Annotated in this window: 24 protein-coding genes; 12 read left to right on the plus strand and 12 right to left on the minus strand. The window is 59.2% G+C overall.

What is annotated here, in order from left to right; genetic code table 11:
• Positions 1 to 18 precede the first annotated feature (18 nt).
• On the plus strand, positions 19 to 1,512 hold the full coding sequence (locus BKA12_RS09355) for a peptide MFS transporter (protein WP_183642982.1): 1,494 nt from the start codon (positions 19 to 21) through the stop codon (positions 1,510 to 1,512).
• 89 nt (positions 1,513 to 1,601) lie between these two features.
• On the opposite strand, the gene BKA12_RS09360 is transcribed toward BKA12_RS09355, so the two are convergent.
• Positions 1,602 to 1,898, minus strand: a complete 297-nt coding sequence (locus BKA12_RS09360) for a cupin domain-containing protein (protein ID WP_183642985.1) — start codon at positions 1,896 to 1,898, stop codon at positions 1,602 to 1,604.
• Positions 1,899 to 2,009: 111 nt separating this feature from the next.
• On the opposite strand from BKA12_RS09360, the gene pgm reads away from it, so the two are divergent.
• On the plus strand, positions 2,010 to 3,659 hold the full coding sequence (gene pgm, locus BKA12_RS09365) for a phosphoglucomutase (alpha-D-glucose-1,6-bisphosphate-dependent) (protein ID WP_183642988.1): 1,650 nt from the start codon (positions 2,010 to 2,012) through the stop codon (positions 3,657 to 3,659).
• A gap of 79 nt (positions 3,660 to 3,738) precedes the next feature.
• Here pgm and BKA12_RS09370 read toward each other — a convergent pair whose 3' ends face one another.
• On the minus strand, positions 3,739 to 4,029 hold the full coding sequence (locus BKA12_RS09370) for a fumarylacetoacetate hydrolase family protein (protein WP_183642991.1): 291 nt from the start codon (positions 4,027 to 4,029) through the stop codon (positions 3,739 to 3,741).
• Here BKA12_RS09370 and BKA12_RS09375 point away from each other — a divergent pair.
• Together BKA12_RS09375 and BKA12_RS12750 are read left to right on the plus strand one after the other, a co-directional pair.
• On the plus strand, positions 4,020 to 4,301 hold the full coding sequence (locus tag BKA12_RS09375; protein WP_183642994.1) for a type 2 periplasmic-binding domain-containing protein: 282 nt from the start codon (positions 4,020 to 4,022) through the stop codon (positions 4,299 to 4,301). The two genes, BKA12_RS09370 and BKA12_RS09375, sit on opposite strands and share 10 nt — an antisense overlap.
• A 6-nt stretch (positions 4,302 to 4,307) precedes the next feature.
• A complete protein-coding gene (locus BKA12_RS12750; protein WP_476703743.1) occupies positions 4,308 to 4,610 on the plus strand; it encodes a type 2 periplasmic-binding domain-containing protein in 303 nt (100 codons plus the stop codon).
• A 322-nt stretch (positions 4,611 to 4,932) separates the two neighbouring features.
• Here the strand turns inward: BKA12_RS12750 and BKA12_RS09380 are convergent, their stop codons facing one another.
• Positions 4,933 to 6,462, minus strand: a complete 1,530-nt coding sequence (locus tag BKA12_RS09380) for an aldehyde dehydrogenase family protein (RefSeq protein ID WP_183642997.1) — start codon at positions 6,460 to 6,462, stop codon at positions 4,933 to 4,935.
• Positions 6,463 to 6,529: 67 nt separating this feature from the next.
• Between BKA12_RS09380 and BKA12_RS09385 the strand changes: the two genes are divergently transcribed.
• Positions 6,530 to 7,849 (plus strand): uracil-xanthine permease family protein, encoded by a 1,320-nt coding sequence (locus BKA12_RS09385; protein WP_183643000.1) that lies wholly within the window; start codon positions 6,530 to 6,532, stop codon positions 7,847 to 7,849.
• On the opposite strand, the gene BKA12_RS09390 is transcribed toward BKA12_RS09385, so the two are convergent.
• The 4 genes from BKA12_RS09390 to BKA12_RS12705 are packed head-to-tail and all read right to left on the minus strand — an operon-like array spanning position 7,850 to position 12,120.
• A complete protein-coding gene (locus tag BKA12_RS09390) occupies positions 7,850 to 9,742 on the minus strand; it encodes an ABC transporter ATP-binding protein/permease (protein ID WP_183643003.1) in 1,893 nt (630 codons plus the stop codon). It abuts the gene before it with no gap.
• Positions 9,743 to 9,788: 46 nt separating this feature from the next.
• Positions 9,789 to 10,853: an efflux RND transporter periplasmic adaptor subunit gene (locus tag BKA12_RS09395; protein WP_183643006.1), complete on the minus strand. Its 1,065-nt coding sequence runs from the start codon at positions 10,851 to 10,853 to the stop codon at positions 9,789 to 9,791.
• Positions 10,854 to 10,885: 32 nt separating this feature from the next.
• Positions 10,886 to 11,713, minus strand: a complete 828-nt coding sequence (locus BKA12_RS09400) for a hypothetical protein (RefSeq protein ID WP_183643009.1) — start codon at positions 11,711 to 11,713, stop codon at positions 10,886 to 10,888.
• A 53-nt stretch (positions 11,714 to 11,766) separates the two neighbouring features.
• Positions 11,767 to 12,120 carry a peptidase inhibitor family I36 protein gene (locus BKA12_RS12705; RefSeq protein WP_183643012.1) on the minus strand — a complete coding sequence of 118 codons (354 nt, stop codon included), beginning with the start codon at positions 12,118 to 12,120 and terminating at the stop codon, positions 11,767 to 11,769.
• 234 nt (positions 12,121 to 12,354) lie between these two features.
• On the opposite strand from BKA12_RS12705, the gene BKA12_RS09410 reads away from it, so the two are divergent.
• Positions 12,355 to 13,362, plus strand: coding sequence for a protein kinase family protein (locus tag BKA12_RS09410; RefSeq protein ID WP_183643015.1), 1,008 nt, complete (start codon positions 12,355 to 12,357; stop codon positions 13,360 to 13,362).
• Here the strand turns inward: BKA12_RS09410 and BKA12_RS09415 are convergent.
• From BKA12_RS09415 to BKA12_RS09435, 5 genes are all read right to left on the minus strand, one after another.
• A complete protein-coding gene (locus tag BKA12_RS09415) occupies positions 13,359 to 14,318 on the minus strand; it encodes an HpcH/HpaI aldolase/citrate lyase family protein (protein WP_183643018.1) in 960 nt (319 codons plus the stop codon). The two genes, BKA12_RS09410 and BKA12_RS09415, sit on opposite strands and share 4 nt — an antisense overlap.
• 210 nt (positions 14,319 to 14,528) lie before the next feature.
• Positions 14,529 to 15,401: a glycerophosphodiester phosphodiesterase family protein gene (locus BKA12_RS09420; RefSeq protein ID WP_338087490.1), complete on the minus strand. Its 873-nt coding sequence runs from the start codon at positions 15,399 to 15,401 to the stop codon at positions 14,529 to 14,531.
• A gap of 34 nt (positions 15,402 to 15,435) precedes the next feature.
• The gene (locus BKA12_RS09425) at positions 15,436 to 15,858 is read right to left on the minus strand and encodes a hypothetical protein (RefSeq protein ID WP_183643021.1); all 423 of its coding nucleotides are present in this window, start codon (positions 15,856 to 15,858) and stop codon (positions 15,436 to 15,438) included.
• Positions 15,859 to 15,937: 79 nt separating this feature from the next.
• Entirely contained in the window at positions 15,938 to 16,735 is a 798-nt protein-coding gene (locus BKA12_RS09430; RefSeq protein WP_183643024.1) for an HAD family hydrolase, read from the minus strand.
• Positions 16,736 to 16,756: 21 nt separating this feature from the next.
• Positions 16,757 to 17,422, minus strand: a complete 666-nt coding sequence (locus tag BKA12_RS09435; protein ID WP_183643027.1) for a response regulator — start codon at positions 17,420 to 17,422, stop codon at positions 16,757 to 16,759.
• 187 nt (positions 17,423 to 17,609) lie between these two features.
• On the opposite strand from BKA12_RS09435, the gene BKA12_RS09440 reads away from it, so the two are divergent.
• From BKA12_RS09440 to BKA12_RS09465, 6 genes are all read left to right on the plus strand, one after another.
• Positions 17,610 to 17,966, plus strand: coding sequence for a protocatechuate 3,4-dioxygenase (locus tag BKA12_RS09440; protein WP_183643030.1), 357 nt, complete (start codon positions 17,610 to 17,612; stop codon positions 17,964 to 17,966).
• Entirely contained in the window at positions 17,959 to 18,828 is an 870-nt protein-coding gene (locus BKA12_RS09445) for a class III extradiol dioxygenase subunit beta (protein ID WP_183643032.1), read from the plus strand. The genes BKA12_RS09440 and BKA12_RS09445 overlap by 8 nt, the downstream gene beginning before the upstream one ends.
• A complete protein-coding gene (locus BKA12_RS09450; RefSeq protein WP_183643035.1) occupies positions 18,821 to 20,182 on the plus strand; it encodes an MFS transporter in 1,362 nt (453 codons plus the stop codon). Before BKA12_RS09445 ends, BKA12_RS09450 begins: the two co-directional genes overlap by 8 nt.
• Positions 20,179 to 20,886 (plus strand): alpha/beta hydrolase, encoded by a 708-nt coding sequence (locus tag BKA12_RS09455; RefSeq protein WP_183643038.1) that lies wholly within the window; start codon positions 20,179 to 20,181, stop codon positions 20,884 to 20,886. The genes BKA12_RS09450 and BKA12_RS09455 overlap by 4 nt, the downstream gene beginning before the upstream one ends.
• Before the next feature lie 50 nt (positions 20,887 to 20,936).
• Complete coding sequence (locus tag BKA12_RS09460) at positions 20,937 to 21,212, plus strand: muconolactone Delta-isomerase (protein ID WP_183643041.1); 276 nt, start codon at positions 20,937 to 20,939, stop codon at positions 21,210 to 21,212.
• Between the two features lie 88 nt (positions 21,213 to 21,300).
• A complete protein-coding gene (locus BKA12_RS09465) occupies positions 21,301 to 22,527 on the plus strand; it encodes a GAF domain-containing sensor histidine kinase (RefSeq protein ID WP_183643044.1) in 1,227 nt (408 codons plus the stop codon).
• Positions 22,528 to 22,579: the final 52 nt, after the last annotated feature.

Raw genomic sequence — 22,579 nt, forward strand, 5'->3', positions numbered from 1 at the left:
AAGAGCAAAATTGAGAGAATGTCCTCTATCTCAAACGACCCCAACGTGCGGGTTTCAGAGCCGAACGGAACTCTAGATTCCGCGTCCCAGAAGGGTTTTCTGGGACATCCACGGCCCCTCGCAACGCTCTTTAGCGTAGAAATGTGGGAACGCTTCTCCTTCTACGGAATGCAAGCGATCCTCGCGTACTACATGTACTACTCCGTCGCCGAAGGCGGACTGGGCATGGACAAGGCACTCGCCGTGAGCCTCGTGGGCGCCTACGGCGGTGGCGTGTACTTGAGCACCATCCTGGGTGCTTGGCTGGCCGACCGCGTATTCGGCGGCGAGCGCGTGCTGTTCTACTCAGCCATCATGATCATGTGTGGCCACCTTGCGCTTGCACTTTTGCCCGGCGGAGTTGGACTGGCCATCGGTCTGATTCTTGTGGCGGTTGGTTCCGGTGGCCTCAAGGCCAACGCGTCCGTCATTGTGGGTACCTTGTACTCGCGTGAGGATCCGCGCCGCGACGCAGGCTTCTCGATCTTCTACATGGGCGTCAACTTGGGCGCCCTCGTGGGACCGCTCTTGACCGGCGCTTTGCAGACCAGCTTGGGCTTCCACTGGGGCTTCGGTGCCGCAGCTGTTGGTATGGCGCTCGGCATTGCCGTGTACGCCTTTGGCCGCAAGAACTTGCCTGAGCTCGCTCGCGAAGTCAGCAACCCGCTTCCTGCCCAGGACCGCAAGAAGGTCACGCTGATCGGCATCGCCGCACTCGTGGTGATCGTTGCGCTCTTCGCCATCCGCTTGGTCACGCTGGACAACCTAGCCACCGTGATCTCCTACGTGGTGGCCATCGCGGCAATCATCTACTTCACGGTGATCCTGCGCAGCCCGCAGGTCAATACAGTGGAGCGCAAGCGCGTCTTCGCCTTCATCCCGCTCTTCATTGCGTCCGTGGCGTTTTGGGCTCTGTTCCAGCAGCAGTTCACGTTCATCGCCGTGTACTCGGACGAGCGTCTGGACCGTAACCTGTTCGGCTGGGAAATGCCGGCTTCATGGGTTCAGTCCATCAACCCGATCTTCATCATCATCTTCGCCGGTATCTTTGCTGCAATGTGGACCAAGATGGGTCAGCGCCAGCCATCCACTCCGCTGAAGTTCGCGCTGTCCTTGTTCATCATTGGCGTCGCGTACTTGATCTTCATTCCAATGGAATCTTTGGAGAAGACGCCGCTCTTGGTGCTCGCTGGCATCTTGCTGCTGTGCACCTTCGCTGAGTTGTTGTTGAGCCCTATCGGCTTGTCCATCTCCACGAAGCTGGCACCGGAAGCTTTCCGCACCCAGATGATGGCCTTGTTCTACTTGTCCGTCTCTTTGGGAACCACGCTTTCTGGCGTGCTGGCGGCGTACTACCAGCCTGGCCAGGAGATCGCGTACTTCGTGGCTCTGGGCGCTGGCTGCATCATCTTGGGCGTCGCCCTGTTGGTGGCCACGCCTGCTATCAAGCGCCTCATGGGCGGCGTGAAGTAACCCTTCCGGGAGCTTTTGCTAGCGCCACAAAATTGCGTGGGCGGTGCATGGTTCAGCATTCGTTGCTGGGCACGCACCGCCCACGTTTTCTATTTCTTGAGCTCAATCTCCACGAAGATGATGTCTTCATCCGTGTCATTGGCGACGTTGTGCTCCACGCCCGCGGGCCGCGAGTAGGACTGACCGGCCTCAATCTGAAACTTATGCCGCATCGCATCCGGGGTCTCAATCGTGAGCTCGCCGCTCGTCACCGGGACCACAATATAGTCCAGCTCGTGAACGTGCCCATGAGTCTCCGTGCCCGGCTCAAAGTGCCACATCGTGACGCGCGCGTTCTCGTCATCTTGCTGCACGGTTGAGGTTGCTGGAAGTCGAATACTCGTCATGCCACAGCCTTTCTTGTGCGCTGACTCTTCAGCGTCCTTCTCACGTTGTCACCAATGTACGTCAAGCAACATTTACCTGACTTCACACCGATTTTCTGACAAGCTGAACCCATGAGCCAGAATCGTGCGGGCACGCGTGCCCTGGAAACAGATCTCATCGATGTTGACCAAGTAGTTGCTGCTTACTACGACGTCCACCCTGACCCGAAAGAGCCCACTCAACGAGTGGCCTTCGGAACCTCGGGGCATCGCGGTTCTTCCCTCAAGACGAGCTTCAACGAAGACCACATTCTGGCCATCACGCAGGCGATCGTTGAATACCGCAACGGTCAGGGCATCACCGGCCCACTGTTCTTGGGCAAGGACACGCACGCGCTGTCTGACCCCGCTCAAGACACCGCACTCGAAGTGCTCGCCGCCAATGACGTCACGGTGTTCTGGGAGAGCAACGGCGACTACGCCCCCACTCCCGCGGTCTCCTTCGCGATCCTGAGCTACAACGCAGACCCCAGCCACAAGTCCCAGGCTGACGGCATCATCATCACTCCAAGCCACAACCCACCGGCTGACGGCGGCTTCAAGTACAACCCTCCTCACGGCGGCCCTGCGGACTCGGACGCCACGTCCTGGATTGCCCGCCGCGCCAACGAACTGATCGAGGGCAAGCTCGCTGAAGTAAAGCGAGTGCCGCTGGCTCAGGCAAAGCTGAGCGACGGCGTCGTACACCATGATTTCCGGGCCCCGTATGTCAATGCGCTGCCGGAGGTACTCAACATTGCCGCGATCAAGGACGCCGGAATCCGCATTGGAGCGGATCCGATGGGCGGCGCATCCGTGGACTATTGGGGCGCGATTGCCGAGCATCACCACCTCAACCTGACAGTGGTCAATCCGCTCGTGGATCCGCGCTGGTCCTTCATGACGCTGGACTGGGACGAGAAGATCCGCATGGACTGCTCCAGCCCGTACGCCATGGCGAGCCTGATTGGGCAGAAGGACAAGTTCGATATCGCCACCGGTAACGACGCCGACTCGGACCGGCACGGCATCGTCACTCCGGATGGTGGGCTCATGAACCCCAACCACTACTTGTCCGTGGCGATCGATTACTTGTACCGCAACCGGACGTCCTGGCCGCAGGATGCGGGCGTGGGAAAGACCTTGGTGTCCTCCTCCATGATTGACCGCGTGGCCGCCGGTTTGGGCCGCAAGCTCGTGGAAGTTCCCGTGGGCTTCAAGTGGTTTGTTCCCGGATTCCTTGATGGGACCGGCGTTTTTGGCGGCGAGGAATCCGCCGGCGCGAGCTTTGTGCGCTTTGACGGCCGCCCATGGTCCACGGATAAGGATGGCATCTTGCTAGCGCTCTTGGCGTCCGAGATTCAGGCCGTCACGGGCCAGTCCCCCAGCCAGCTTTACCGCGGCCTGACGGAGAAATATGGCGAGCCTGCTTACGCTCGCATCGACGCCGCCGCCACGGTGGATCAGAAGGCGCGCTTGGGTAAGTTGAGCCCGTCAGACGTCACCGCCGACCAGCTCGCGGGCGAGACCATCACGGCCAAACTGACTGAGGCGCCCGGAAACAGCGCATCCATTGGCGGCCTGAAGGTCACCACCGAGAACGCGTGGTTTGCCGCGCGGCCATCCGGCACCGAGGACGTCTACAAGATCTACGCCGAGTCCTTCAAGGGCGCCGAGCACTTGGCCGAGGTCCAGAAGGACGCGAAGGCCATCGTGGATACGGTGCTCGGTTCCGCAGGCTAGTTCCGCGAACTGACCCCTACGGACAAAGGACGACGGCGCTCGCTTGAGCTGCGCCGTCGTTCTCCGTTTAATTGCTGACTTAAGCGGTTGTTTCGGCGGTTACCTCAGCGCGGTGACGCAACCGAGGACGACGACGCGCGCGCGGCAGTTCCGGCGCTGGCTCGGCCGCACCTACACGGTTGCTGATTTCGCCGATGCCTTCGATGGTGAGCGTGACGACGTCGCCCTCCACGAGTGGCGGCGGCGTGAGGCCCTGATTGCGGCCCCAGAGTTCGCCGAGACAGCCGCCGTTGCCGACGGTTCCGGATCCCAGCACGTCGCCGAGGATCACTCGCGGGCCCACTGCTGCGCACGCTCGCGATGGATGCACCCCGAGCCTCGATCGACTTTGCCCCGCAACCGGTCAGAGACGGGACACTGAGCCCCTATAACCAGGTGGACTTGATCGTGGGACCCGAGGGATTCAACCTGCCAGGGCGCAGCCGGAAACTCTTTACGGATGAGTTCGTCCTGATCGCAGACCCGGGCAACAAGGCGTTGAGCGGACCGGAGCCTTCGCTCGCCGACCTCTCCTCCGTTCCGCACGCCGTGGCGTACTTGAACGACCCCGTCAATGACGACGTGCAGGAAATGCTCCGCTGAGCAGGAGTGGATTATTCGGTGGGCGCTCGACTCTTCGGTCTTGCCGCACTTCCAACATTGATTTCCGGAACGGACATGGTGGCACTGGTTCCGAGGATGCTGGCCGCCAAGGCATCGCGCACGCTTCAACTCTCGGTATTCGAGCTGCCGAGGGGCATGAATCTCCCCATGACAGAGTGCGTGTATTGGCATCCACGGGATGAAGATGATCTGGCCATGAAGTGGCTCAGAGATGCGCTGGCGCGGATGGTGAGTTCGCTATCCCGGGAAATGAGTGGACCACCGCCGATAATTCTTCGCGGGGTCTGAGGCTTGGTCGAAGTAACCGATCAATCGTTCGGTTCGCGGACTTTACTGAAAGTGGCCCGCGTGTGTTGGGGGGTAAACACGCGGGCCACCATCAGTCGAGTCCGAGACACCCAGGAACGAACAGGTTTCTCAAGCTCTTCCGAGAATTCTTTGGATCTGCTGGGATCCACCCGTCACCGGGGAACGCTCGTACATTAAACAATATCAAGTCGATCACGAATTTCCAACATTTATGCGATACCGGGCGATCCTCTTACCTCTGACTAGGCACGATTCAGAAATCTTCTAGACTAATAACGCACCCTGTAACGCTGTGATTGTTCTACAAAATGCGGTGCATGAGGTTAGATTTTGCCCAACCATAAGGCGGGTAGGCCGCACGCAACGTGTCCACCACGGTGGTCTTCGCCATGGCGGGGCGCATTTGCGAGAACGTGTCGAAGCCAAACTTCCCATGGTAATTACCCATGCCGGAGGCCCCCACTCCACCGAACGGCAAGTTCGTCAACCCCACGTGCAGGACGGCCACGCCAATGCCGATTCCGCCGGCGCGCACGTAGTCCTCGAAGATCGTGTGCAAGCGTGGACGCTCAGAGAACAAGTAGGCAGCGAGCGGATCCGGGCGAGACGCGATGAAGTCGATGGCCTCATCCACATTCGCCACACGAATGATCGGCAGGATGGGACCGAAGATCTCCTCCTGCATGACCGGCGAGGATGGATCAACGTTCTTGAGCACGGTCGGTGCGAAGAAGCGCTTCTCGCGATCGAACTCGCCGCCAGTCACCACCTCTCCGTCCTTCAGGTATCCCGCGAGACGGTCCATGCTGGCGTCGTTGACAATCCGCCCGTAGTCCTTGGACGCGGCAGGATTCTTGCCGTAGAACTCGGCGATGGCTTTTGGCAAGTGCTTCTCAAGCTCGTCCGCCGCCTTGCCTACAGCAAGCACGTAGTCCGGAGCCACGCAGGTTTGCCCCGCGTTAGTGAACTTTCCAAAGGCCAATCGGCGCGCCACGGCGGGCCAGTTGCCATCGACCACTACAGCAGGGCACTTGCCCCCGAGCTCGAGCGTCACCGGCGTCATCTGCTCCGCCGCCGCCTTGTACACCAAACGGCCAATGCGCTGGCTGCCAGTGAAGAAGATGTGGTCCCACTTCTGCTCCAACAATTCCTGTGCGACATCCGCCCCGCCAGCCACCACGGCCACGGCACGGTGATCTAAGAACTGCGGCACCAAGCGCTCAATGAGGGCACTGACGGCGGGCGCGTTTTCCGAAGGCTTGATCACTACGCAGTTCCCGGCGGCAATCGCCGAGACAACGGGGATCAGCAAGTTATTGATGGGGTAGTTCCACGGACCCATGACCAGGACGAGGCCCAAAGGCTGCGGCTCCACTTTGCCCACTGCGGGCTGGAAAGCGATGGGCATGCGCTCATGCTTCGCGGCCATCCACTCCGTCAAATACAGCTGCGCGTGCTTGATCTCGTTACGCACCATCGCCAGCTCGGTCAGCTGCGCTTCAACGGCGGATTTGCCGAGATCCTGCGCCAACGCAGCCAAAAAATCAGCTTCATGACGGCTCATCATGCGCTCGAACGCCTTGAGCTGCGCGGCACGGAACTTGCGCGGTACAGCCACGCGTTCCCGAGCTCCGGTTCGCAAGTGAGCCACGGTTTCCACAACGTCTAAGTGCTTGGTGGCTTCAGGAACCACATCCAATCGCACTTCCTCGGCAGCGGCCTCGGTCTCTTCGTGAATCGGCGTGAGCTCCGTAGGGAGGGCGCCGTCGCGCTCCGGGGTTTCGAGTCCGGAAGCGAAAGTGCTCTCTGAAGTGGCGTCGTCGTACGTCATGAAATGAACTCTACCGAGCGAAACTGAACGGCAACTAGTACCGGTACCCACTACTCTTAAGCGCGTGATGAAACGCAACGCACTCGGTTTTGGTTGGACACTGCACGGGGATGGCAAGACCATCCGCCCCGGCGCCGTAGTAGCGCCGGACGAGCGCTTGAGCTGGCCGCTGACGGCGAGCATCGGCGTGCAGCACATCATGGCGATGTTCGGCGCCACGGTGCTGGTGCCCACGCTGACCGGCTTCCCCGTTTCCACCACCATTCTCTTCACGGGCGTGGGCACGCTGCTGTTCTTGCTCATCACGCAGGGCAAGGTGCCGAGCTACCTCGGTTCGTCCTTTGCTTTCATTGCCCCGATTGGCGCCGCCATGAATCAGCATGGGATCGGCGGTGCGCTGGGCGGATTGATCATGTCCGGCGTGGCCCTGTTCCTGGTGGGCTTGATTGTGCAGAAGTCCGGCGTGGGCTGGATTCACACACTCATGCCGCCCGTGGTCATGGGCACGATTGTTGCGGCAATCGGCCTGAACCTGGCCTCCGCCACCACTACCGCCATGCAGGACGTCCCGCTGACCACATTCGTGACGCTGGCCGCCGTGGTCATTTCTGCCGTGCTTTTCAAGGGGATGCTGGGCCGTTTGTCCATCCTGGTGGGCATTGTGGTGGGCTACCTCGTAGCGCTGTTGCAGGGTCAAGTGGACTTCACAGCGGTCTCCGAGGCCGGCTGGATAGGTCTTCCGCCGTTCCACTTGCCCGAATTCCACGCGAACCTGCTGCCACTGTTCCTTCCCGTGGTGCTGGTGTTGGTTGCCGAAAATATCGGCCACGTGAAGACGGTGGCCCTCATGACGGGTCGGGATTTGGACCGTAGCTACGGACGGGCGTTGATGTCCGACGGCGTCGCCACGGCTCTCGCAGGCAGCTTCGGCGGATCCGGCACCACGACATACGCCGAGAACATTGGCGTCATGGCTTCCTCCCGGGTTTACTCGACCGCGGCTTACTGGGTTGCTGGCTCGGTGGCGATTCTGCTGGCGTTTTTGCCAAAGTTTGGCGCGCTCATCTCGACGATTCCCGCAGGCGTTTCCGGCGGTGCTGGCATTGTGCTGTACGGCATGATCGGCATCATGGGTGCCCGGCTATGGGTGCAGAATCAAGTGGACTTCTCTAACCCCATCAACCTCATGACGGCCGGATCTGGCCTGATCATCGCGATTGCCAATCCTGTGCTCACGATCGCTGGCGCGCAATACGGAGGCATCGCTTTGGGAACTGCGGCGACACTGCTGATCTTCCACGTCATGCGGACCATCGCGCGCGCCCGCGGCACGGAAGTTTCCGCGGCCGCGGAAGATTCTGGGGTCAATCCCAGCAAGCTTGGCTAATTAGGGTTTCCGCACGGCTTCACTCGGATCAAGGCGGGCCGCGAGCACCGCAGGAATCACGGATGCCAATGCACCGCACAGTGTGCCAGTGAGGAGCCCCACCCCGATAGTGGCGGGACTCAGGGTCATTGCCCAACCCTGAAAAAAAGAGACCGCCGCAACACATAAGTTGCCTAGCGAAACGCCCAGCATTCCGCCGGCGAATCCCACGATGAGACCCTCACAAAAGAACAAGCGCACCACGTCGCGACGCGTTGCTCCGAGTGCTCTTCGCAGCCCAATCTCTCCCGTTCGTTGATGGACAGCGAGGCTCATCGAGGCGGCGCAACCCAGAATGGCCACGATGAGCAACATACTGGAAATAACGGTGATGGTGGCGCCCAGGTCACGTGAGACGCCCACGGAAAGACTACGCAGGTCAGCGACCGTGCTCACGGAAATCCGTTCCGGATGGGCCGGATCAAGCGTGCGAGGAATTGCGTCAGAAATGGCGGCCGGGTATCCGGGCTCAGTGCGCACGATGTAATGGGAATTCGCAACAAGAGACGCGGAAAATGGCACAAAGATGGCATCCTCGGCAGAGGGTTCCCGCGCCGAATTGTGGGCTAGTCCAATGACTGCGTAGCGGTGTCCGTTCATCCAAACACCGCGTGAACCGTCAGCGTTGTGAATGCCCAGCTTCTCGGCCACACGCACGCCCAAAATAGTTGCTCGCTGACTCCTTGAGAGGACAGCGCCGGCGTTTCGAGGCATCGTCTTAATTTCTTGAACGCGAAAATATCCAGGGTCCACGCCCAAAGCATAGGAAATACTCTCTGGCGCGCCGGACACTTTAGTGGGCGAGAACGCGTGTGGTTCCCACGTGGTCCGGTCGAGGGACGCCACGCGTCCGACGTCGATTACGGCCTGAATTCCTGCGAGTGCCTTGGTCCATTCGACGTCCCCGGGAGCGCCTACGCGTACTTCGTCGAGTCCGCTCGTTGAGATTCGATCGGCAATCTGAAGTGCCGCAGTTTGGCTAATGCCCGTCGCGGCAACAAGCCCGACAACGCCCACCAGAATCGCGCCAATAAGAAATACCGATCTTAAAGGCTTCAAGATAGTGCTCGCCAGAGCGTCCCGGAGGGAGTTTGACAATCGATTAAACCACTTGTCACGCAAGGGCGCATTGCGGCGGGGATCGGTACTTAAGAATGGCTTCACAAGTGTGGAATCCGCTTTTGCTCCATCGTGATTCCACTGCTCATCGGCAACCCGCCCGTCAACCACCGTGATAGTTCGATCAGCAACCTGGGCAACGAGCGGATCATGAGTGATGATGACGACCGTGATTCCTTGCTCACTGACGTGGCGCAAGTACTCCATCACGCGCCGACCATTTCCTTGATCCAGGCTTCCCGTTGGTTCATCAGCGAGTATGAGTTCGGGTTGTGACGCGACGGCGCGGGCGATCGCCGCCCGTTGCCGCTCTCCGCCAGATAGGGACGAGGCTCGGGTGTTGGACTTCGAGACCAAATCCACCAATGCGAGGGCGTCATCAATGCGCTGCTCAACCTCGGCCCGCGTAAAGCCTTGTTCAAGCAGGCCGACCGCGAGATTTTCAGCCACGGTCCGTTCGGGGATCATGTGGCTTTCTTGGAAGACAAAACCAATACGGCGTCCCCTCAAGCGATCAATCTCGCGGTCCGAAAGATCCTGGACGCGGTGCCCATCAAAGTACACGTCACCCGACGTTGGAAAAGAAAGCAGCCCGGCAAGATTCAAGATCGTGGATTTTCCGGCGCCGGACGGGCCAACAATGGAAACGAACTCCCCGCGACGAATCGAGAGGTTTAGTTCGCTCAGAATTGGTGCTGCGGATTCTTCCCCGAATGATTTTGAGACGTCACGCATCTCAATAAGAGCGTGAGAAGTGGGGTTACTCGTTGCCACCGCTGGGCTATTCAAGGACAAGAGCGGTTCCATCATTCAGCTCATCCGTGGGCTCAACGACCGCATAGCCGTCTTGGGTTTTCGTAACAGCCACGTGAACTTTTCTTTGTTCAGATGCGCTCAAGGCAACGGTGACAAAGTCACCTTCTTCGTCTTGTTTCAGGGATGTGAGTGGCACGGTCAGGACTGCCGCGGAATCACGCGGCGTAATCCACTCAATACTCTGCCCGCGGCTAATCGCGACGCCCGATGGAATGCTGGAAAGTTCTACGGTGACATTCTTGCCAGCGATTTGATCTCCGCTTCCCGCGCTGAACTCACTGATTGCGGAGATGACGCCCTTCGCCGCTTGACCGCTGATCGTCAGGTCCACTTTGTCACCGACCTTGAGAGACTCGACTTGCAACACATCAAGACGGAAAACGCCGCGATCCTTACCCAAGGAAATAACGGCTAGGGCCCCGGAATCTGGCAGCACTTCTCCGGGCTTTGCCACGGTCTCCACGGTTCCAGCAAACTCTGGATCCGCCGATACGAAGTGGTCTCGCTTCAACATGGGTTCCCCGGACGCCGTCTTCGGTCCTTCGAGCTTTTGTGCGACATAGAGTTTCCGCACCGCGTGAAGTAGGCGCCACGTGGCCACATTTCCCTTGGGGAGGTCGAAGGACTTTAGTAAAGCCGCAACGTCGCTTCCTCTGTCCCCAATGCGGATGTCACGGTACAGCGGAATCGATGTTGCCAAGATAAAACGTGGCTGATCATTGACCGTGCCAATGAAACTGCTACCAGTGACTTGGTCTCCTTTTGCAAGCGCGACTCGCGTGACAACATGCAGCAGTTCTAGGCCGGCGGGGACTGTGATAGATAGTGAGCGTCCAGCTTGAACCTGTCCGACGGCGAGTGTCTGACCACCCAACTTCCTATACTGCGCGGTGGCCATCACCGGCACGGACTGAGGGATATTTTGTAGCACCACTTGTTCGGCTGGACGTAACCACCAGCCGGCAAAAAATGCTCCTCCAGCAATGAGAGCCGCGACCACCACAAAGACAATCAGGTTCACAGGTTTCACGACAAGTGGAAGACGAGCGGTGGTCGATCGGCTCAAGACTCGCCCCGAATAAGTGCCTGCGCTCGTTCTACAACAGCCTTTGCCTCATCCTTACTGGCGATCGCTTCCGCTTCATGCTGTTCGAGGTAGGCCTGCTGCTGATTCGCGTCGATATCGGCCAACCGTTGCACAGTATTGAGTTGGTCCTTACACTTCGCGTCTGCCACAATCGCCGTCAAGAACTCCTCAGAATCCTCTGGCCCGCTGACTTGGACCAGCATGGAACGCTCATCCGGCATTGGCCGAAATCCGACCGATTCCAAGCAAGCGACCCACTCCGCTCGAATCTTCTTGCCTTCATCGCCTGATGTCGCTGCTTCAAATCCTCGAAGAGATGCCGTGAATAGGACCGTAGGCGGCTCGCCTTGAACCACTTCAGAGTCGTCGATAATGCGTAGCGTGTTTGCTCTGGAGCAATTGACGAGCGCGGATAGTTGAGCCTCAGGAAGCTTGGTTTCATCAACCTCGTTACCTCGCTTACCAATTCCGTTTTTGGCAACGTATGGAGCATTCCATACACCGTATCGCCAATCCGGAAACTGTTCAGATCCACGATCTCGCTGATAATAGGCGAGATACGGATTGCCAAATCCTTCAGCTGACATACAGCGGTCGATCAAAATAGCCTCAGCATGACCAACGATTTGCCGATCTTCTGCGGACATCCCATACGCGTCGACAGGAAAGCCTATTTGCATGGTTTCGGCGTTGAGTGTTGCCGTCACACTCTCGTTCGGCCGCGCGTCTTCGCTACCACAGGCGGTGCTGGCAAGCAATAAAAAAACGCCAGCCAGCACCACTCTGCCGGGAAAATTACTCATTTAGAACTGATCTTCCGCTCAATCTCGGATCTCATTGCAAACAATGGGATATATTAATCTCGGCGGTGGCTGTCAATTTTGTCATTAATCAGCGTGTTCCAATACAAATTGTCCCACACTTGACCCGAGTTCAACCGAATTGTCATTCCGGTGTAATACGCATCCGAGTAGTATGTGCCAGCCCTAGATGCGTTGTTGTAGAGCGAAGAGGCCCGATCATGCATTGCACTCGGGTATTGACCCACCGAATTACCTTGAACAAACCCGCCAGAATAAGATGCGTCCTCGCAAGAACACATGTACCCTGCCGAGCACTGGCCGATTGCGGCAGAGGCCGTGGACGGCACCACAACTATGGCCGCCGAAGGAAATACTGCACCTGCAATTGCTGATATTTTCCGTTTCACGCCATCCCCCAAATTGAGTTTATGAAACGTGCAGGCCGCGCGGTTCGTAAACTCAGCCTAGGATACTCCCGAGCACCTTACAAGCGCTTTTTGAAAATGTTATGGTTTTATTTTTCTCATCCGGTCAGGGTTTGAAGTGCCGCAACTTCGAAGCTGCGGGCGCATACGCTTCCAGCTCGGCACAGACCATTCGAGCCCCAACTTTCGGAGGATTCTCTCGGCTAGACTCATGTGGTGGCATGGTGGACAAAACAATGGGCAGACCCGCAGTGGCGTGCGGACGTTGACGAATGGCTTGACGCGACCCTCGAGGAATTTGAGGTGGAGCGGACGGATGCAACAAAGTGGGGACGCACCCGCTTGTGGAGCATCCAAGCTCACGTGCCCACAGACGCCGGAAATCTCCACTTCAAGGCGCCATGCCCGGGCCTGAGCACCGAAGGCAACGTCACGAGCTTTCTGAACGCCGTCGACGAACAGCACTTCGCGTTCCCGCTGAACGTCAATCTGGAAACCGGCTGGTTCCTGACGCCGGACTACGGCGACAACCTCACCACACTGCCCAGCCCGTTCCCGGATCTCTGGTCCCTCATGTTGCAGGATTTTGCGCGCACGCAGTTGGGGCTCGTTGGTTTGGATGAGGACCTCTTTGACCGGGGCATGCCCATTCTAGATCCTGCTTGGGTCACCACGTACCTCGAGCAACAGCTCATTCTGCACGCGGCCCTTCCAGCCGACCATCCGTTGCACATCCGCGCCGAGACGGCCGAAAAACTGGATCAAAGCTTCCAGTCCCTCAACCAGGACGCCGCGCTCTTGCAAAGCGCCGGAATCCCTTTATCTTTGGATCACAATGACCTGCATCGCGGAAACGTCATGTTGCCGCTCGAAGAGGGCGACCCGCTGCGGTTCATGGATCTTGCGGATTCCTACTGGTCCCACCCATTCGGCGCGCTGTCCGATCCCGTCCGGCACATGTGCGACGAGTTCTCGTGCGAACCAGACGACGAGCGCATCACCAACGTCATCAAGACCTACCTGGAACAGTGGTCAGACTACGGAACCGTCGCCGAACTCTCAGAACTTGTAGCCCCAGCCATCCGCTTGAGCGGCATTGCGCAACACGGTGTGTGGATGCGCATTCTGGATGAAGCTGATGATCAAGATCTGAGAGATTACGGCAACGTCCCGCTGGATATTCTCAAGAACCTCACGGAACCGCTGCGGCCCCTACAGCCCTAGCAGTGATAGGTGTCCGTCGGCGCTTCGAAGTGGACGTCGAAGCCCTCGGGCACATGCAGGTTGAAGGCATTCGCAAGGCCCAGCACCTTCTTGGCTCGCGCCAGTCGAGGCAAATCTGAACCATTGCGGATCTCTCCACCGTCGGCGTCGAATTCCTTGAGGAAGTCCGTTGCCCAGGACAGTTCCGCGAGCGAAGGGCTCAACCCTTCGTTGACCGTCGCTACCTGTTCCGGCATCAAGCACAGCTTGCCGGTCATACCGAATTCAAGGCTCACGGCCGTTGATTCTGCGAGCTTCGAGCCCAGCGCTCCCACGGCCGGCCCATCAATGGGACCAGGGAGGTTCGCGGCACGGGAGGCGATCGTGAACTGCGAGCGCGTGTACGCGAGCGTCATGGGGTTCTCGCCGAAACCGGTGTCTCGGCGGAAGTCGCCGAGCCCAAATCCCAAGCGGTAGGTGGATCGTGCGGTGGCGATGTCTTGCAGGTTCTGCACGCCGCGTGCGGTTTCCACAAGTGCCACGATCTTGGTGTTCTTGAGCGCTTCGGCTGTCTTCGTCACGTGCTCTGGCGATTCAACCATGGCGAGCATGACGCCATCGAGCCCGGCTACACCGGCGAGCTCGCGCAGATCGTCTTCCCACCATTGCGTGCCGAAGCCGTTGATACGCACCCATGCGTGGCGCTGCCGCCCATTTTCGTCCGTGGAATCCAGCCACGAGGTCACGTTGCGACGGGCACGTACTTTGTCCTTGGGAGCGACGGCGTCTTCAATATCCAAGACCACCACGTCAGCGCCGGAGGCTACTGCGTGATCGAAGCGGTCCGCGTGCGTGCCGTTGACGAGCAGCCACGTGCGGGCGAGTTCGGGCCCCACGGTTGGAGCAGCTGGAGCGATTGCCGCTGCTGACGTTGAATTCGTGGGAAGGATGGTCAAAGAATCAGTGTGGATGGACATGAGAATGCCGTTCTAGTGAAGAATTGATGCTCGAAGAGCAGAACCGTAGCTGCCAGCGGAGCTTTCGATGAAAGCAGTCCGGGCCAAGCCTTTGCCTCGAAGCGTTCCGCCAGGTGTGCGGGGCTTCTGCATGCACGAGAGTCAGCGCGCGGCAGTTGCGGTGCATCCAGAATAGCCGATAGTGACGCGCAGCACACTATCGAGTGCCAACTATTGCGGCCAGTGGCCGCGCTCATCCATCACTTGCGCCAATACGTCGGCCCGATCCGTCATGATCCCGTCCACGCCAAGATCCAGTAGTCGCTCCATTTCAGATCGCTCATCGACCACCCACACGTGCACTTGCAAGCCGGCCTCATGCGCATGCCGCACGAACGCTGGCGTCACCACCGGCACCCCGAAATACTGCGGCGGGACCTGCAACGCCACGATCCCCCGCTCCCGCAGCTTCAACAGTCGGTGCGCCCCTATGGCCCCGAAAGCGGTGGAAAGAACGGTGGTCGCCATCCCGGAAGAGCTCGCTAACGCTTCATTCGAGGCCTTGAGAGTACGACGCCGCCGCGCGTCAGAGAACGAAGCGGCGAGGACACGGTGGGTGGCGTTGGCATCGAGGACGTGTTGGGCGAAGAGTTCCGCTCCAGCGTGGTCTTTGATATCCACGTTAAGATGGATGTCATCCCACTCGTTGAGGAGTTCTTCAAACGTGGGAATCGGCGCGGTTCCGGCGACGCGAATATCGCTAATCTGCTGACTGGTCAGCTGACTAATCTGCCCCTTGCCGTTCGTCACCCGGTCCAGGGTTTCATCATGAAAAACGTAGAGCACGCCGTCCTTGGACGTTCGCACATCCAGCTCCAGATACCGGAAGCCCAGATCAACGGCCCGGCGGAAAGCGGGCATGGTGTTCTCATCCCCTTCGGGTGAGAATCCCCGGTGGGCAAACGCGAGCTGGCGGCTCTCGAGGGGACTTCCCGATTCATTCAACAAATAAGGAACCGGCTCCAAGCCATGGGTCTTGGGTCCAAGAATCTCGGGAGTACGGCGCATCTCGCGCGCACGGGCAGCGCGTTGCGGGGAAGTCACCTGCTCATTCTATGAAACCGCCTAGGTAGGTGAGCTACTTGGACAGATTTACAACCCAAACCGCTTGATCAGCGGCACCGGTCAAGCACTGCAGACTCTCAACCTCGGCATCCTCCGGCGTCTTCGCGGCGTATCCGCCAGCCAATTGGGCCATCGATCCGAGCGTTGCAACTACCCCACCGCCGTAGTGCACTTCCTGCTTGCCGTTGCTGTTCGTCGTCACCGTGGTGTCATGAGGCCAGAGCAGAGCGGTAGTTCCCGCGTTATTTGCTCTTTCCAAGACGATGCACTGATCTCCGCGGAGCACGAGTTCGCCGGAAATCAACGCTTGCATGCCGCCATCGACTTCTTTCTTGGCGGTAGCGAGGTTGGCTGATGGCGCTGAGCACGAAGTCAGTAGGAGAAGGACTAAAGTCGCGGAAACCACTCCGGTCACGCGCGCGAGATTCAAAGTCATGAGCTGCCCCCCCAACGTAGCGCCGTTGCTGTTAGCTCACCCTACGTCAGAAACCGCGGCGCATCTAGTGAGCGGGTACTTAGCCTAAGAGGTCCTCGATGACTCGAGCTACGCCGTCGTTCTCCACGGTGTCCGCCTCAAATTCGCAAGCCGCGAGGGCTGTGGGGTGGCCACCGGACATCGCGTAACCGCGGCCAGCCCAACCAAGCATCTGGATGTCATTGGGCATATCGCCGAACGCAATGACGTCACTCGCGGGGATGCCCAGCGCCTCAGCATGACGGGCTAGGGCTGCCGCCTTATTGACGGACGGGTGAGCCATTTCCAGGAGGGTGACGTTGAACGCCGAATGCGTGACGGACACTAGTTCGTGCACGTGCGGCTCCACGAGTCCGTGAAAATCCTCCGGGGTCAGCAAGCGCGACTTCGCCAAAAACTTGACCACGCCCTCTTGGCCCAATCGCGCGGCATCAAGCGGGGCAGGCCGGAACTCTCGGAGGTGTCGCATGTCCCCTGGCTCCGGGAACGTTTCTTCCAGATGCAACTGGAGCAGGGTTTCCGCCGCGAAGGTCGCTTCTGGCTCCACGTTCAAAATGAGCTCGCGCGTCATCATCACGTCTTGCCCCGGAATGGTGTGGGACTCAATGATCTGGTCCGTCTCAAAGTCGTAGACCACGGCGCCGTTGGAACAAATCACGGAGCCGATCGAGTCAAACGCCTCACGGATCGGCTGCAGCCAGCGCGTGGGACGGCCGGTCACGAAAACAATCTGCACGCCCTCGTTGCGAGCCCTGCGGAATGCCTGAATGGTGCGCTCAGAAATGGAACCATCCCTGCGGACAATGGTTCCATCGAGGTCACTTGCAATCAGGCGCATTAGATAAGTCTATGTTGGCTCTTACGATCGGGGCGGCAGCAATCCCGCCTCAGCCGCAAGGAGTGCGGCCTGAGTCCTGGACTGAAGGTCTAGCTTGTGGAGAATGTTCGAGACGTGGGTGCGGGCGGTGCGTTCGCTAATGAACAGCTCTTGGGCGATCTGACGGTTTGATTGCCCCTCCCCTACAAGCCCCAGGACTGTTCGCTCGCGACTCGTCAGCGTCGACAGCCCCGACACCGGGCTATTCATCAATTGGGTGAGCTTCTTGGTCATCGCGGTGTCGATGTACATCTCTTCTTTGAGCGCCGCTTGCATTGCTGCCGCAACCTCTTGCGGGCCGGCATCCTTCAGCAAATAGCCCGCGGCACCAAGGCGCATCATGGTGTTCATGCGCTCCGGGTCCGCGAAACTTGTGAGCACAACAACCTTCAAGTGAGGGTACTTTTCGCGAATCGCCTTGAGGGTCTCCGCGCCATCCATGCGCGGCATCATCAGGTCCAGAAGGACGATGTCGGGAAGGTGCCTAAACGTATCCAGCTCGGCGAGCTTCTCAAGCGCTTCGATGCCATCCGAAGCCTCGCCTACTGGCTCAACATCATCAACGACGTCGAGATAGGAAGAGATTCCGCGCCGAACGATCGCATGGTCATCAACGATGAAGACTCTGACTGATCTGGGGTTGTTCATGATCCTATGTTTCTCTATTTGCCGCGTTATGCGTGCGATGACTGCGTTTTCATGCGTATTTATTGCCCGGATGTAGGACAAATGTCGTAGTCCCATTGGGTCCATTTGCTCATGTGTCTCACATCACAGCCGACCTAGACTCGGCGCAGAACACATACCGCGCATCAACACCATACAAGGAGTCACCATGACTACTTACACGCCGCAAGTCGAGGGAACCCATGTCTATGACACGGGAATGAGCCTGCGTGGACGGGCTCTGAACAAGATGCTCTACTCCCTGCGCTTGCCGCAAAACCGCGAGCTGTTCAGTGCGGATGAAGGCGCGTACTGCGACACCTACGGGCTCAACGAAGAGCAGAAGTCCGCTGTCCTTGAGCGCGACTGGAAAAAGATGACGGACATCGGCGCCTCAGTCTTCTATGTCATCAAGTTGGCCGCCATCGATAAGAAATCAATGCAGTACCTCGGCGGAGCTTTCACGGGAATGTCCCTGGAAGACTTCACCGCTGCACTGCGAGCTGGAGGACGGAAGTTTGGCTGAAATTATTTGGGGACTCGCCACCTCGCACGTGCCATCGATCGGCGCGGCAATGGACGGACGATTGAACGAGGACGAGCTGTGGAAGCCGCTCTTCGACGGCTACGCGCCCGCTCGCGAATGGATGGCTGAGCGCACTCCGGACGTCGCCATTGTGGTCTACAACGATCACGCGAACGCACTGGGGCTCGAGATGATTCCTACGTTCTCCATTGGCACCGCCGCCAACTACCCCATCGTTGACGAGGGCTTCGGGCCGCGAAAAGTACCCAACGTCGTCGGCGCTCCTGACCTTTCTGAACACCTCTTGGTGAACCTCGTTGACGAGGGCTTCGACATGACGGTGCTTCAAGAACTTGAAGTGGACCATGGCCTCACCGTTCCACTGTCCGTCTATTGCCCGGAGCCGGGCGATGCATGGCCGTGCACGGTAGTTCCGATTCTGGTCAATGTCCTCCAATACCCGCAGCCCACCGCCCGGCGGTGCCTGCAACTCGGCGAAGCTTTGGGACGGGCCATCAGAAGCTTCCCGAAGGACATCAAGGTGGCCGTCTTCGGCACAGGTGGAATGTCCCACCAGCTCTCGGGAGAACGTGCAGGTCTGATTAATGAAGAATTCGACCGGAACTTCCTTGAAAAAATCGAGACGGATCCCCAGAGCTTGGCTGAGATTTCCCGGGCCGATTACATCAAGAAAGCCGGTTCCGAGGGAATCGAAATGATCATGTGGCTGGTCATGCGCGGGGCGCTGGGATCAGATATTCATCGAATTCATGAGACGTACCACGTGCCCGCCTCAAACACGGCCGCAGCTATGGCACTTTTCGCAACGCCGAGCAGTGAAGGAAGCAATCCTCATGAGTGAGAATCTCAGTTTGGACCAACCGAATCAGCCGTCTGCACAGACCCGCCGGAAAGTGCTTATCGCTTCACTCGTTGGCACCTCGGTGGAGTGGTACGACTTCTTTATCTACGGCTCTGCCACGGCCCTCATCTTTGCGCCGCAGTTCTTCCCCTCCGTTGACCCGCTCGCGGGAACGCTTGCGGCATTCGCGACTTTCGCGGTGGGCTTCTTGGCTCGCCCGCTGGGCGGCATCATCATGGGACACTACGGCGACCGCGTTGGCCGCAAGTCCATGCTGGTCTTTTCCATGCTGCTCATGGGCATTGGCACCGTCGCCATTGGCCTGTTGCCGAACTATGCCGCGATCGGCATGTGGGCGCCAGTTCTCCTGGTCTTCTTCCGGCTCATCCAGGGTGTGGGCGTTGGCGGCGAGTGGGGCGGCGCCGTCCTCATGGCCGTCGAGTATTCGCCAGCCAATCGGCGCGCGCTCTACGGTGCGTTTCCGCAGATGGGCCTCCCTATCGGCATCATCGGTGCCAACGTGGTCTTCATGATCATGACAAACATGCTCGATAAGGCCGCCTTCGCAGCGTGGGGTTGGCGCGTGCCGTTCCTCTTCAGCGCGGTGTTGGTCATGATCGCCCTCTACATCCGCCTCAAAGTTGAAGATTCCCCGGCGTTCAAGAACATTCAGCGCACGGAGACCGTGGCGAAGACGCCACTGTTGGATCTCTTCAAGAATCACACGGGCACTGTTCTCCTCGCAGGAATCGTGTCCATTGCTCCACCGGCCATCGGCTACATGTACTCGGTCTGGATGCTCTCTCACCGCGTGAACCTCGGCGGCAACGGAGGCATCCCTCAGAACGTCATGCTTGGTCTTATCCTCTGGGGCGCAGTGTGCCACCTCGTCACGGTGGCGCTGGGCGCCGTACTTGCGGACAAATTCACCCAGAAGAAGGTCTTCTTGTACGGCGCCGGATTGCTCGCCGTCTCAGCTTTCCCCTTCTTCTGGCTAGTGGACAGCGCCAATTGGCTCAACATCGCCATCGCTTTTGCCGTCATCCTGCTCGCTCAGTCTTTGATGGCCGGGCCGCAGGCCGCTCTGATCGCCGAGCTCTTCCCGGCCGAGGTCCGCTACTCCGGGGCGTCCGTTGCGTACCAAATTGGTTCGATCCTCGGTGGCGGCTTCATGCCGCTCATCGCTACGGGACTGTTCGCCGCGTACCACGCGTCCTGGCCGATCGCCACGTACTTGCTCATCATGGGCGTCGTGAGCTTCGCAGCCATGGCGTTCCTCAAAGTAGGCACGTACCGCGCATCCTCTGACGCTGTGTCCTCCCCCGTCGCCGAGAGTGCGGAGACCGTACGATGAGCACTTTTGTCCTGATTTCAGGTGCCTGGCACGGCGGGTGGTGCTGGCAGCGCGTGACGCCGCATCTCACGGCTGGCGGCCATAGCGTTCACACGCCCACACTGACGGGCGTCTCGGATTCCGCGCACCTCATCAATCCCTCCGTGGGTCTCGATACCCACATCCAGGACGTCGTTGCATACCTCGAGGCGTATGACCTCCAGGACGTCATTCTGGTGGGCCACAGCTACGCGGGGCAGGTCATTACCGGCGTCGCTGACTGCGTTCCGCAGAGATTACGACGACGCGTGCACCTGGACGGTTTCATCGGTGACGGACGGCCCGCCATTGAGTTATTGCCGGAGTCGGTTGCCCATCACTACCGCGAGTCGGTTGCGGAGAGCGGATTCGGTTGGCTGATTCCGCCGCGACCGCTCGCGAAACTTGGCATCACCGAGCCGGCGGATGCCGCTTGGCTTGAGCCACGGTTGACCCCTCATCCGTGGAAGACCTACACGGATCCACTGCCACTGACTGGGGCGTTTGAGCAGGTTCAGGGTACTTACGTGGAATGCGTTGACTGGATGCGAGTCTTCCAGTCCTTCCACGAGCAAGCGCGCGCTGCAGGATGGGACACCTACGAGGTGCCTACCGGACACGAGGCCATGGTCACCAAACCGCAAGCACTAGCCTCTGTCTTCCTGCAGATCGCGGACGCTGCTTAGCTCCGCTGAACCATCACCCATCCTGATCAATACAAGGAAAGTTGAGGCACATGGAATTCCTTGTCCGCTTCGAAACCCGCTTGCCTACAACACTGAGCACCGAAGAAGTCGGCGCCCTGAAGTCCGCTGAACGCGAGCGCGCTCTCGAGCTTCGCCAAGCTGGCATTCTGAAGAAGCTTTGGCGCGTTCCGGGGCGACCAGCCACGGTTGGCATTTGGGAAGCCCCGGACGCCACGGTGCTCCACGAGGCTCTTGCTTCTTTGCCGCAGTTTCCGTGGATGGACGTCAATGTGGAAGCACTCGCTACCCACCCGCAAGAGGTCTGACATAGAAGTCGCGAATGAGGATCACTTCCTCATGGCTTGAATAGGCTGTCTATACATTCTTCGGGACCGAAGACATCGAAAGGCCGTGATGCAAGAGGATCATGTGGCGTCAGAGCTTGAAGCAGTACGACGACGCGAGCGCCGCGCGGCTGCAGTCGCGCGAACGGCTGCAAGGGTCGCTTCGGAACGCTCACTCCCGGCCACGCTTCGCGCGCTAGCGCACGAGATCCTCCAGACCGATGACCTCGCGGGCGTTCAGGTCCTCACGAGTGAGAGTTCGGGAGACAAGCTTCGGATGCTGGGAGCCGCCGGGTTCCCAGCATCCCAAAACAGAACCTTCTTCGACCGGCTCATGGAATGCCAAGCGCGCGGCGCGCATCTGACCATGTTGGATGCCCTGAGCACGGGTGATCCCGTGGTCATTCCACACCGCTACCGCGTCGTCATGAATGATCCAGCGTGGGAACCTCTGCATCATTACCACCGGTATCCAGAGTGGGACGCCTTCGCCTCCATCCCCATTAGGGTCCGCAACACCACCATCGGCATCCTCAACGCCTACATTGCGCCCGGCAAGAAGGTTGATCGGGAGAGTCTGGACTTCCTGTTCGCCATGGCGGAACAGGCTGGCCTGGCCATCGACTACGCCTCGCTGTTGGCGCGCGAACGTGAAGCAGCCCAACGCGATGTCCGCCAACAGCTGGCACGTGACCTCCACGATTCCGCGGTGCAGCGCGTCTTTTCCATCGGCATGCTCGTTCAAACACTCAAAGTCCTCACTAGCACTGACGAGTCAAAGACGGGCAAGCGCATCCAAGACATCACGCTAGATCTCGAGGAGCTCGCCGAGTCCGTGTCCAAGGATCTTCGGGGACTCGTGGCTCAACTTCGACCTTCCGCCACTCAGGGCCTGGGCCTTCGCGAAGCGCTCTCCACCCTGACCGCTAATACTCATCGCCAAACCGGCATCAACTTCTCGATGAACATCAGTTCCGTTGCAGAGGAACTTGAAGCGGATCTCGCCGAGGACGTTTACCACGTCATCGCCGAAGCTACCCATAACGCCGTGAAGCATTCCTCGGCGGATCTGATCAGTATCGCTCTCGATGACGACGACGCGGGTACCGGTACTCACGTCGTACAGCTCACCGTCCGCGACAACGGCCATGCAGATCCCGACCGCGCGCCACTCGTTGAAGGAAACGGTCTGAGCTTCATGCGCGAGCGTGTCCGGCGGTGGCAAGGGCAGCTCACCATCAGCCAAGATTCTGGCGATGCGGGAACAGTCATCTCTGCGGAAATCCCGCTTTACTAGCAGCCGGCGCCGATGTCGGCATAGGACAAACGTCTCGGTCAGAATCGGCCGA

The sequence above is a fragment of the Neomicrococcus lactis genome, from assembly GCF_014200305.1.
Classification (GTDB): Bacteria; Actinomycetota; Actinomycetes; order Actinomycetales; family Micrococcaceae; genus Neomicrococcus; species Neomicrococcus lactis.

Excerpts from the sequence above, each read along its gene's own strand:
- BKA12_RS09415 (WP_183643018.1), bottom strand. The coding sequence starts at position 14,318 with ATGTCCATCCACACTGATTCTTTGACCATCCTTCCCACGAATTCAACG.
- BKA12_RS09355 (WP_183642982.1), top strand. The coding sequence starts at position 19 with ATGTCCTCTATCTCAAACGACCCCAACGTGCGGGTTTCAGAGCCGAAC.
- BKA12_RS09375 (WP_183642994.1), top strand. The coding sequence starts at position 4,020 with ATGGATGCACCCCGAGCCTCGATCGACTTTGCCCCGCAACCGGTCAGA.
- BKA12_RS09390 (WP_183643003.1), bottom strand. The coding sequence starts at position 9,742 with ATGCGTGACGTCTCAAAATCATTCGGGGAAGAATCCGCAGCACCAATT.
- BKA12_RS09425 (WP_183643021.1), bottom strand. The coding sequence starts at position 15,858 with ATGACTTTGAATCTCGCGCGCGTGACCGGAGTGGTTTCCGCGACTTTA.
- pgm (WP_183642988.1), top strand. The coding sequence starts at position 2,010 with ATGAGCCAGAATCGTGCGGGCACGCGTGCCCTGGAAACAGATCTCATC.
- BKA12_RS09430 (WP_183643024.1), bottom strand. The coding sequence starts at position 16,735 with ATGCGCCTGATTGCAAGTGACCTCGATGGAACCATTGTCCGCAGGGAT.
- BKA12_RS09380 (WP_183642997.1), bottom strand. The coding sequence starts at position 6,462 with ATGACGTACGACGACGCCACTTCAGAGAGCACTTTCGCTTCCGGACTC.
- BKA12_RS09385 (WP_183643000.1), top strand. The coding sequence starts at position 6,530 with ATGAAACGCAACGCACTCGGTTTTGGTTGGACACTGCACGGGGATGGC.
- BKA12_RS09460 (WP_183643041.1), top strand. The coding sequence starts at position 20,937 with ATGGAATTCCTTGTCCGCTTCGAAACCCGCTTGCCTACAACACTGAGC.
- BKA12_RS09400 (WP_183643009.1), bottom strand. The coding sequence starts at position 11,713 with ATGAGTAATTTTCCCGGCAGAGTGGTGCTGGCTGGCGTTTTTTTATTG.
- BKA12_RS09360 (WP_183642985.1), bottom strand. The coding sequence starts at position 1,898 with ATGACGAGTATTCGACTTCCAGCAACCTCAACCGTGCAGCAAGATGAC.
- BKA12_RS09450 (WP_183643035.1), top strand. The coding sequence starts at position 18,821 with ATGAGTGAGAATCTCAGTTTGGACCAACCGAATCAGCCGTCTGCACAG.
- BKA12_RS09455 (WP_183643038.1), top strand. The coding sequence starts at position 20,179 with ATGAGCACTTTTGTCCTGATTTCAGGTGCCTGGCACGGCGGGTGGTGC.
- BKA12_RS09435 (WP_183643027.1), bottom strand. The coding sequence starts at position 17,422 with ATGAACAACCCCAGATCAGTCAGAGTCTTCATCGTTGATGACCATGCG.
- BKA12_RS09465 (WP_183643044.1), top strand. The coding sequence starts at position 21,301 with ATGCAAGAGGATCATGTGGCGTCAGAGCTTGAAGCAGTACGACGACGC.
- BKA12_RS09440 (WP_183643030.1), top strand. The coding sequence starts at position 17,610 with ATGACTACTTACACGCCGCAAGTCGAGGGAACCCATGTCTATGACACG.